This window comes from Streptomyces sp. NPDC059142 (assembly GCF_042755665.1).
In the GTDB taxonomy this organism is placed as follows: Bacteria; Actinomycetota; Actinomycetes; order Streptomycetales; family Streptomycetaceae; genus Streptomyces.
Genome location: NZ_JBHZDA010000157.1, coordinates 1 through 8,981 on the forward strand (window position 1 = coordinate 1; position 8,981 = coordinate 8,981).

Sequence of the window (8,981 nt, forward strand, 5' to 3'; positions counted from 1 at the left end):
CGCCCCGCTCGTACCCCTCGTCGTACGCCGACTCCGCCGCCTTCCGTACGAAGGCGGCCAGTCGGTCCGCCTCCGGCAGCCCCTCCGGGCCGTGCTCGGCCAGCAGCCGGGCCGCCAGGTACTCGCCCCGGTAGACGTCCGCCGACTCCGAGGGCAGGGTCTGCGCCCAGTGGGCGCGGGTGGCCGCGAACTCCGGGTCGGTGACGGGCGCGCGGTAGTCGGTGCCGGTGAGGGCGAAGGCCAGCCCCCCGCCGTCCTGACCCGTCGCACCGTCCCGCCCCGCCCCGCCGTCCTGGCCCGCCGCGCCGTCCGGGTCGTGGGGGCCCGCCGTACCGCCCCGCCCGTCCGGTACGAGGGTCAGCTCCAGCGGCTGGGTGTTCACCTCGAAGCGGTGGCGCCCCAGCCGGATCAGGGTGCCGCCGTCCGCGTACAGGTCGGCGCGGTCGCGCAGGGCGCGCGCCGCCTCCTGGCGTGCGGCCTTGAGCCGTCCCTCCAGCTCTCCCGCCCGTACGCCGTCGCCGAGTTCGCGCAGCTCCGCCACCGTGCGGCGGATCTTCGCGGCCATCGGGTCGGAGGCGAAGTACGTGCTGATCGCGTCCGCGGAGCCGAGCGTCGCGGCCCGGCGGGCGATGGTCTCCAGCACCCGCCGCGCGGAGCCGCCCAGCCGCTCCGCGCGGCGGGCCCGCGCGTCCTGGAGGCTCTGCTTGCGGGCCGCGAAGGCGTCGTACACCTCGGTGCGTTTGGCGGCCAGCTCCGTGAGGAAGTCGTCGGACTCGGCGAACCGCGCCTCCAGGTCCTCCAGCCGCAGCAGCAGCGCCGCCATCTGCTCGTCGCAGGCGTCGGGGGTGTCGGCCACGGCCATGGCGCCCGTGACCGCCTGCCCCAGCAGGGCGCTCTCGGCGGCGAATTCGGCGCGGCCCTCGTGGTCGAGCAGTTCCCCGCGGCGTGCGGCGAGCGTGGCACGGGCGGTGTTGACGGCGCCCAGCACCCCGGCGATCCGCTCCAGGATGGACGTACGGACGGTGGCGTCGCCGATCTCCAGACCGGCCACGACCTCCGTGACGGTCCGCAGCCCGGCGGCCAGCGCGTCCAGGCGCGCGGTGAGCGGCGCGGCCTCCGCGACGGTGGCGAGGGTGTCGCCCTCGGCCGTCAGCCGCCCGATCTCCTCGTGGTACCCGGCGAAGGCGTCCTCGCCCCGCAGGAAGCCCACCGCGCGCTGCGCGAACGACGTGACGTCCCCCGCCAGTTCGGCCGCGAGGGCGTCCACGGCCGCGGTGTCCGCGTACCGCAGCTCCTGGAGCGTCAGCACATGCCCGTGGGCATCGCGGAGTTCGGTGAGCCGGTCGACCCATCCGGCGGCGGTGCGCGGGGCCTCGCCGCGCGCCCGGCGCACCAGCGCGGCGGCCCCGGCGGCGGCTTCGGCGAGCGCGTCCGCCGCCTGCCGGGTCAGCGTCGTCACGGTCTCGAACTCGGCGAGGACCTGCCCGGCGGTGTCCCGTACCCCGGCCAGCGGCTCGCGCAGATCGCCCACGTCCGGGTCGCCCAGCCAGTGGTAGGCGTCGGCGGCGCGCACACAGGCGGCGCGCAGCGCCCCGTACACCTCGGCGGTGGTGGACACGGGGTCGGCGGCGGAGCGGGCCAGCGACAGGCAGTCGGAGATGCCGCGCACCAGGTCGGCGTTGCCGATGCGTGCGAGCGGCCCCTCACCGGCGGGGGCCGCGGCGGCGTAGGTGTCGGAGACGAACGGCGAGCGCCAGACCTGGACGGCGTGGACCCGCGCGGCCTCCTCCGTCTCCCCCGCCGTCGCCGGGGTGGAGCGCAGGGTGACGAGGGTGCCGTCCTCGAAGAGCGCGTGGCCGCGGCAGGGCAGCGGGGCGGCGGCCTCCTCCCGGATCAGGTTGTACGGGAGCAGCAGGCCCCGGCCCCGGGCGCGGTCGTGGAACGCGTACAGCACGTCCTCGCCGTTCGGGGAGCGCGTCTCGCGCTCGAACTCCATTCCGTCGACGTCGAGTTCGAAGGTCTTGTGGGCGCCGGTGGCGAGGACGTGGCCGCCGGGGAAGATGATCCCCTGGTCCTCGGGGAGCCGCCGGCACGCCTGTCCGAGCGCGTCGAGCCGCAGAGCCGTCCGGGTGGCGGGGTGGACGACGAGATGGCGCCGCGTCTCCTCCTTGTACGGGCGGACGCGCAGCAGGATCAGGGCGCCGGCCCGTGCGTACTCGATCTCGGCGTCGGCCAGTGCCTGGAGCGGTTCGGTGACCGGCTCGGTGTACAGCGCCTCGGCGGCCTCGTCGTCGCCCCCGGCCCTGACGGTGAGGGCGCCGCCGACGGTCGAGACGTGCAACCGGCCGCCGTCGACGGCGACATACGGATGGCCGCCGGGGATCTGGTCCTCGCGGGTGGTCGCCGTCCAGGTGAAGTCGTGTGCGGGCGGCAGGACATGGTCGCGCTCGCCGCGCGCGTCGAGGAACTCGACCACGGTGTCCGCGCCTTCGCCGGAGAGCGCCCAGCGCAGCACGCGCACGTCGTCGGCGCTCTCGCCGGTCTGGAAGACGGCGAGCAGCCGGCCGTCGGCGCACCGCAGCCGGCGCAGCCGGGCGTCGCGGAAGTAGCGGTACAGCTCCGCGAACTCCCGTACGAAGCGCGGGTCGTCGAGGAGTCCGGGGACGGCGTCCGCGGGCAGCGGGTTCAGCTCGCGGTCGTACAGCGCGAGGACGTCCCCGACGTCGACCGGCGCCCCGGGGCCGCCGTCCGGCCGCCCGTGGTGGCCGAGGAGCAGCGCGCCGCCGACGGCGACGAGGTCGCGGGGGACGCTGGGCCGCCCGGTCCGCAGTTGTCCGGTGCCGGTGAGGGCCAGCTCCGTGGAGCCGAACGCCTCGACGCGGCGGGTGTTCAGCGCCTCGGCCCGGCGGGCCAGCTCCCGGGCCTGGGCACCGAGCCGGTCGCGCAGCACCTCGTACGTACCGGCATCCATGGCGGGCGTACCGGTGTCGGCACCGCCGCTCCTGGCGGGCGTACCGGCATCCGTGGCGGGCGTACCGGTGTCGGCACCGCCGCTCCTGGCGGGCGTACCGCTGTCGGCCCCGCCGCTCCTGGCGGGCGCGGCTCCCTTACCGGTGTCGGCCGCACCGGCCCCGGCGGGCGCGGCTCCGCTACCGGTGTGCGTGCCCGTGCCCGCGTCGGTCCTGGCCTCGGTCTCCATCGGACTCACTTCTCACTCTCCCCGCGCCTCAGACTTCTTCCGTACGCCCGCGTCGCGGCGCGCGGATCCTGATCCACCGACCCCCGTGCGGCAGCTCCGGACCCGCGCGCCCCCGAGACCAGGGGTCTCAGGCCGTGACCGCGCCGTTCAGGGCACCGTTCGGTGCGCCCTTCAGCGCGGAGAGCGGGGTGTCGGAGAGGCCCAGCCGGTCCACCTGTTCCAGGAGCCGGCCGAGCTGTCCGGCCTCCGCGCCGCCGCCGGACTTCATCAGCTTCATCAGCAGCGCCGACACCGTCAGGTTCTGCACATCGGCGGTCGAGACCGAGCCGAGGATCCGCGTCAGGTCCTCCGGGAAGCTGGCCGTACCGTCCAGCCAGGGCTTGCCGAGCGCCTGCGCGGTCTCCGAGTGCTGGACGAAGCCGTCCACGCTCTTGCCGAGCGAGATCGACGAGACGAGCCGGTCGAAGAAGACGGAGTCCCCGCCGACGATGTTGATGTCGGCGTTCTCCAGGCCGGTCGCGAGGATCGTGGCCTGTGCCTCCGCGACCTGCCGCTGGACGTCCAGGCCCGCGAGCCGGATCTCCTTGTCCGCGGCCAGCCGCAGCCGGTACTCCTCGTGCGTACGGGACGCGTCGTCCAGCGCGGCCATCGCCGCCGCCTTCTCCGTGAGCCCTTCCGCCTCGGCCTTCAGCTTCTCGCCGATCAACGCGGCTTCCGCCGTGGCCTGCGCCCGCGCGCCCTCGGCCGCCGCGAGCGCCTTCAGCCTGGTGCCCTCCGCCTCGGCGCGCAGCCGTGCCTCGGTGGCGCCGGCCTCCGCGAGGCCCGCCTTCTCGATGACGTCCGCCTCCTTGTCGCGGACCTGCACCGCCGCGAGCAGGGGCGCCGCCGTCTCGGCCTGGACGCCTTCCGCGAGCCGCAGCTTGGCCTGCGAGTCGAGATCGGCGGCCTTCAGCCGCGCCTCGGCGAGCGTGAGCTGCTCGGCCGCGTGGTGGCGGGCGGCGACCTCGGCCGCCTCGGCCGCCTTGATGTCCTTGACCAGCCTCTCCTGGGCCTCCGCCTCGGCGGCGATGATCACCGACTGGCGGGTGCGCTCGGCCTCCTCGACGATCCGGAGCTTCTTGATCGACTCCTCCTGCTCGGCGACCGTACGGTCCACGGCGATCCGCTCCCGGATGACATCGGCCATCTCGCGGCGCTCCGTCTCGACCTCCTTGTCCTTGGAGAGACGGCTCAGCTCGGTCTCCCGCTCGCGCCCGATGACCTCCAGGACCCGGTCCTTCTCGATGCGCTCGTTCTCGACGGCGATGACCCGCTCGCGGTTCTTCTGCGCCACGGCGATCTCCCGCGCCTGGTTCTCGCGCTGCACGCCGAGCTGTTCCTCCGTACGCAGGTACGCGGCCTGCGCGCCGAGGCGCTCCTCCTCCTGCACCTTGGCGGTCGCGGCCTCCTCCCGGGCGCGCAGCGTCTCGACCTCGCGGTGCTGCTTGATCTCGGCCTCGGCCTGGCGGCGTTCCAGCTCCAGGATGGTCTCCCGGGCGTCCACGTTCTGCCGGGTGATCTCCTTCTGCTCCGTACGCTGGAACTCGTTGGTACGGACGTGCTCGACGGCGGTCAGCTCGGTGATCTTGCGGATGCCCTGGGCGTCGAGGATGTTCGCGCCGTCGAGCTGGGTCATCGGGGTCTGCTCAAGGAAGTCGATGGCGGCGTCGTCGAGGTGGTAGCCGTTGAGGTCGGTGCCGATGACGCGGATGATCCGGTCCCGGAACTCCTCGCGCTTGGTGTAGAGGTCGACGAAGTCGAGCTGCTTGCCGACCGTCTTCAGCGCCTCGGAGAACTTCGCCGCGAAGAACTCCTGGATGGCGATCTTGTCGCTGGCCCGCTCGGTGCCGATCGCCTGGGCGACCTTGATGACGTCCTCGACGGTCTTGTTGACGCGGACGAAGAACGAGATGTGGATGTCCGCGCGGATGTTGTCCTGGCAGATCAGGCCCTCGCGGCCGGTTCTGCGGATCTCGATGATCTTCACCGAGATGTCCATGTACTCGGCCTTGTGGAGCACCGGCAGGACGACGGCGCCGGTGAAGGTCACATCGACCTTCTTGGTCTTGGAGATGATCAGCGCACGGCCCTGTTCCACCTTGCGGAAGAGCCGGCTGATGACCAGGAACAGCGCGATGACGACGAGCAGGACGACGGCGACGAGCACGCCGAGGCCCAAGGAGATGGCATCCATGAGGAGTCCTCGAAAAGAGTGCGGGCGTGGTGGCGGTGGTGGCGGTCCGGGGCGCCGGAGGGGGGCACGGCACCCGGACCGAAGCGGGTGGTGGTGACGGTCGGCGGACGCCCACGTCTACGGGGTGGGCGGACGCCTGTCGTCACCGGGTCGGCGGACGCCGACGGTCACGCGGTCAGCGGGCGGAACGCGGGTCGAGCGCCGGGTCGTACGGAGCGACCCAGAAGAACTCGCCCTCGGCGTCGAACGCGTACAGCAGTCCCGTGGACCCGGCGGAGAGGGCCGCGCCCTCGTCCGTGCCGGCCCGCCTGACCTGGACGACGGCGGTCGAGCCGTCGTCCGCGGCGACCTCGGCCTGACCGAAGTCGGCGGAGACGGAGCCGGTACGGATCGTGCAGGTCAGCCCGATGAAGTCGAGCCGGGACGGCGGCGCCTGTTCAGGAACGAGGTCGCGCAACCGGCGTACGAGGAGCCGGGTGACCCCCCAGGCGATCAGCAGGGCCCCGGCGAGCACGGCCACCGACCAGAGCGTGCGGGCGGCGCCGGGCTCCACGGAGCGGCGCACCAGCACCGATCCGGCGAGGCTCACGAACCAGGCGGTGGCGATCAGCACCGACGCGGGCACGGCGACCGGGACTCCCCCGAGCCCACCGCCGGCCGAGGCGTTCAGGTGCCCGGAGAAGGCGTCGTGCTCGGCGGCTCCGGCGACGACCAGCAGCCAGAAGCCGACGACGACGAGCAGGGCGGCCCCGAAGAGCGCGGTGGGGAAACCGAGGGCGGCGCCGTAGAACTCGTTCATCCGTCCCCACCCCCCAGGTGTCCCGTACGCCCCCGCGTACGTCATCCGCGTCCGTCGCGCCCGCACATGTCGTCCATGTACGTCATCGGCGTCCGCGTGCGTCATCGCCCCGGCGCGGGACACGCTTCCGTGTCCCGGCACCAGGGTCCTTCCCCCGTCTGTGCTGCGCCCATTCTGTGTGACGGGGGCATGTGCGCGCATTGCCGGATCCCGGCAATCTTTACGTTTCCTTAATGCCGGGCGCGGACGCGGCGCACCCCAAGACACGTGCCCCTTACATCTCTTGACGCGCCGTCCGCCGAGGCACCTAAAGTGCTAGCTCACTAGACAACTGGGGGAATCAGTGATTGAACTCCACCTGGACAGCGGGTCCGGCCTCTCGCCGTACCAGCAACTGGTCCAGCAGGTACGGCACGCGCTGCGGCTGGGGCTGCTCGCGGAGGGCGATCGGCTCCCCACCGTCAAGGACGTGGCGGGGCGGCTCGCGATCAATCCGAACACCGTGCTCAAGGCATACCGGGAACTGGAGCACGACGGTCTGGTGGCCGCCCGGCCCGGCATCGGGACGTTCGTGACGCGCACCCTGGCCGGGGCCCCGCCCGCCGCGCTCGGGCCGCTGCGCAAGGATCTGCGGCGCTGGCTGACGAAGGCGCGGCTGGCCGGGCTCGACGACGAGTCGATCGAGGCGCTGTTCCTGACCACCTTCCGGGGCGCCGCCGGGGAGGACGTGGCATGACCGGCGTCCTGTCCGGCCGGGGGGGAACCGGGGGGCCGGGGGGCCGGGGAGGTCCCGTCAGCGGGCGCCGGCCCGGCCGCGGAAGCGCAGGATCCGGCGGGGAACGACGAGCAGCAGGAGGCTGTAGTACTGGAGCGCGGGCACCGCCAGCGCCAGCAGCAACGCGACGACCACGGCGATGACGTTGAGGTAGCCCTCGGTGTACAGGTCCGCGGTCCTGCGGTGTGCCCCGGGGACGTCGTCCTTGAGCAGTTCCGGCGTGGTCGTGAGGATCCGCAGCATCGCGGACCTGCACACCATGCTGGCCAGGAGCGTCGCGTAGTAGAACGTCGCGACGAAGCTGTCCCGGCCGAAGGCTCCGATCATCTCGGTCGGCAGGGGGAGCACGACGACGGCGAGCAGCCACCCCATGTTCCAGACCATCAGGGGGCGGGTCAGCTTCCCGACCGACGCGAAGGTCCGGTGGTGTTCCAGCCAGATGTTCGAGATGACCAGGAAGCTGAGCAGGAAGCTCCAGATCTGGTCGAGGTGATCGGTGATCACCTTGCTGGGCGCCTCGTGGGCGGAGACGGCCTCGGGAACGAGGTCGACCAGCGGCAGGATGAGGAGGGTGATGGAGATGGCGGCGACCGCGTCGGTGAACAGGAGCAGCCGTTCCGCCGACGCGCCCGGCTCCAGGCCGCGTGGCCCGGAATCCGACGCGCTCCCGGTGTCCGCCCCTTCCGTCTTGGTCTCGCTGCTGGAACCGCTGGCACCCATGTGTCGCACCTCTCCGCCCACACCGCCGCGACACCTTGCCTCGTGCGGGGCACACCGCTCCTTGCGAGATCGGTGGCCAGGGCGGAGGTTACCCGAGGCAACTGTCCAGATGATCAACAGCCCCACACTTACGTGTAACCGCCAGGCATATCGGCGCGCAGTGACGGTGCGGACGCCGCCAGACCTGTGACGGCGCCCCCGCGCTCCGCGCCACGCCCGGTGCGGGCCGAGGGCCTGGGGAGCTTCTGCTAGCAGCTACGCAGAAAGGCCCGCCACGGGGCGGGCGCGAAGCGCAGGGACGGGCGGTTCGTGTCCTTGCTGTCGCGTACGGAGCGGCCACCGTTGGAGGTGGCAGCCACCTCTACGCAGTTGCTTTCCGGTCCGGAGTACGAGGACTTCCGGTACGGGCCGACAGCCTCGGGGGTCACGATGCTTCCGCCTTGGTGTGCGTCAGGAAGGCGGCCCACTGAGCGGGGGCGAAGTGCAGCGAAGGGCGGGTCACGTCCTTGCTGTCACGCACAGCGCGGCCACTATTGGCTATCGGGGCCACCTCCACACAGTTGTTGTCGTGGCCGGAGTAGGACGACTTCCGATATGGACCTACAACCTCAAGGTTCACGATGCTTCTTCCTTGCTGCTCCGCAGTACTTGTCTGACGAGCCGAGCACTCGAATCCGGCGACAGTGCTTCCGATCGTAGACGGTCGAACACACTGGCGTAAGCGGTCAGATCGTCCGCCGCTTCAAGGATCGATGCGCCACGAAGGTTGTCGATGGCGACGGCCTCAACAGCGGGCTGACTGTCGAAAGAGAATGAGGAGAACGGGTAGCTGACGCCGGCCTTCACACCAGCCGAGACGGGGAGTACCTGGATGGAGACGTTGCTCCGTCTTCCCACCTTCAGAAGATGTTCCAACTGTTCTCGGTGCACAGCGTCAGGGACCAGCGCGAGCGTCACGACGGGCTCCCAGACAATCGCCGAGTAGCTGGCGCCGCCCTCTTCGATCTTCGCCTGTCGTTCCTCTCTCACTTTGACGTACCGGGCCACAGCTTCCGGTGCGACCGAGTTAGGAGCAAGCACGGATGTCTGCTCCGCGTACGCCGGTGTCTGCAACAGGCCGGGGACCAGCACCGTCTGCCACTCACGGATGAACGTCGCATCGTCCTCCAGTGAGATGTGGTCGCGATACCCGTCCGACAGCTCGGGGAAGTTGAGCCACCACCCCCGATGCCCCGAGTTCTTCGCCAGCCACACC

The 8,981-nt window shown here is 71.9% G+C and carries 8 protein-coding genes; 1 reads left to right on the top strand and 7 read right to left on the bottom strand.

What is annotated here, in order from left to right:
- From ACFXPK_RS31485 to ACFXPK_RS31495, 3 genes are all read right to left on the bottom strand, one after another.
- Nucleotides 1-2,971, bottom strand: a 2,971-nt coding sequence (locus ACFXPK_RS31485) for a DNA repair ATPase (RefSeq protein ID WP_385080547.1), incomplete at its 3' end; no start/stop codon positions are given.
- 355 nt (nt 2,972-3,326) lie between these two features.
- On the bottom strand, nt 3,327-5,432 hold the full coding sequence (locus ACFXPK_RS31490) for a flotillin family protein (RefSeq protein WP_385004380.1): 2,106 nt from the start codon (nt 5,430-5,432) through the stop codon (nt 3,327-3,329).
- A gap of 175 nt (nt 5,433-5,607) precedes the next feature.
- Entirely contained in the window at nt 5,608-6,231 is a 624-nt protein-coding gene (locus ACFXPK_RS31495) for a hypothetical protein (RefSeq protein WP_385004382.1), read from the bottom strand.
- Between the two features lie 331 nt (nt 6,232-6,562).
- Here ACFXPK_RS31495 and ACFXPK_RS31500 point away from each other — a divergent pair, with 331 nt between their 5' ends.
- Nucleotides 6,563-6,967, top strand: coding sequence for a GntR family transcriptional regulator (locus ACFXPK_RS31500; protein WP_385080549.1), 405 nt, complete (start codon nt 6,563-6,565; stop codon nt 6,965-6,967).
- Between the two features lie 57 nt (nt 6,968-7,024).
- On the opposite strand, the gene ACFXPK_RS31505 is transcribed toward ACFXPK_RS31500, so the two are convergent.
- The 4 genes from ACFXPK_RS31505 to ACFXPK_RS31520 all read right to left on the bottom strand — a co-directional run.
- Entirely contained in the window at nt 7,025-7,726 is a 702-nt protein-coding gene (locus ACFXPK_RS31505; RefSeq protein ID WP_385080541.1) for a TMEM175 family protein, read from the bottom strand.
- 248 nt (nt 7,727-7,974) lie between these two features.
- The gene (locus ACFXPK_RS31510; RefSeq protein WP_385080542.1) at nt 7,975-8,154 is read right to left on the bottom strand and encodes a DUF397 domain-containing protein; all 180 of its coding nucleotides are present in this window, start codon (nt 8,152-8,154) and stop codon (nt 7,975-7,977) included.
- Nucleotides 8,151-8,345: a DUF397 domain-containing protein gene (locus ACFXPK_RS31515; protein WP_385080544.1), complete on the bottom strand. Its 195-nt coding sequence runs from the start codon at nt 8,343-8,345 to the stop codon at nt 8,151-8,153. Before ACFXPK_RS31515 ends, ACFXPK_RS31510 begins: the two co-directional genes overlap by 4 nt.
- Nucleotides 8,342-8,981 (bottom strand): DUF5753 domain-containing protein (locus tag ACFXPK_RS31520; protein ID WP_385080545.1); only part of this gene is annotated, 640 nt, incomplete at its 5' end. The genes ACFXPK_RS31515 and ACFXPK_RS31520, both read right to left, overlap by 4 nt.

What these genes read in the sequence shown, in the direction of transcription:
- ACFXPK_RS31490 (WP_385004380.1), bottom strand. Translation starts at nt 5,432, where the DNA reads ATGGATGCCATCTCCTTGGGCCTCGGCGTGCTCGTCGCCGTCGTCCTG.
- ACFXPK_RS31495 (WP_385004382.1), bottom strand. Translation starts at nt 6,231, where the DNA reads ATGAACGAGTTCTACGGCGCCGCCCTCGGTTTCCCCACCGCGCTCTTC.
- ACFXPK_RS31505 (WP_385080541.1), bottom strand. Translation starts at nt 7,726, where the DNA reads ATGGGTGCCAGCGGTTCCAGCAGCGAGACCAAGACGGAAGGGGCGGAC.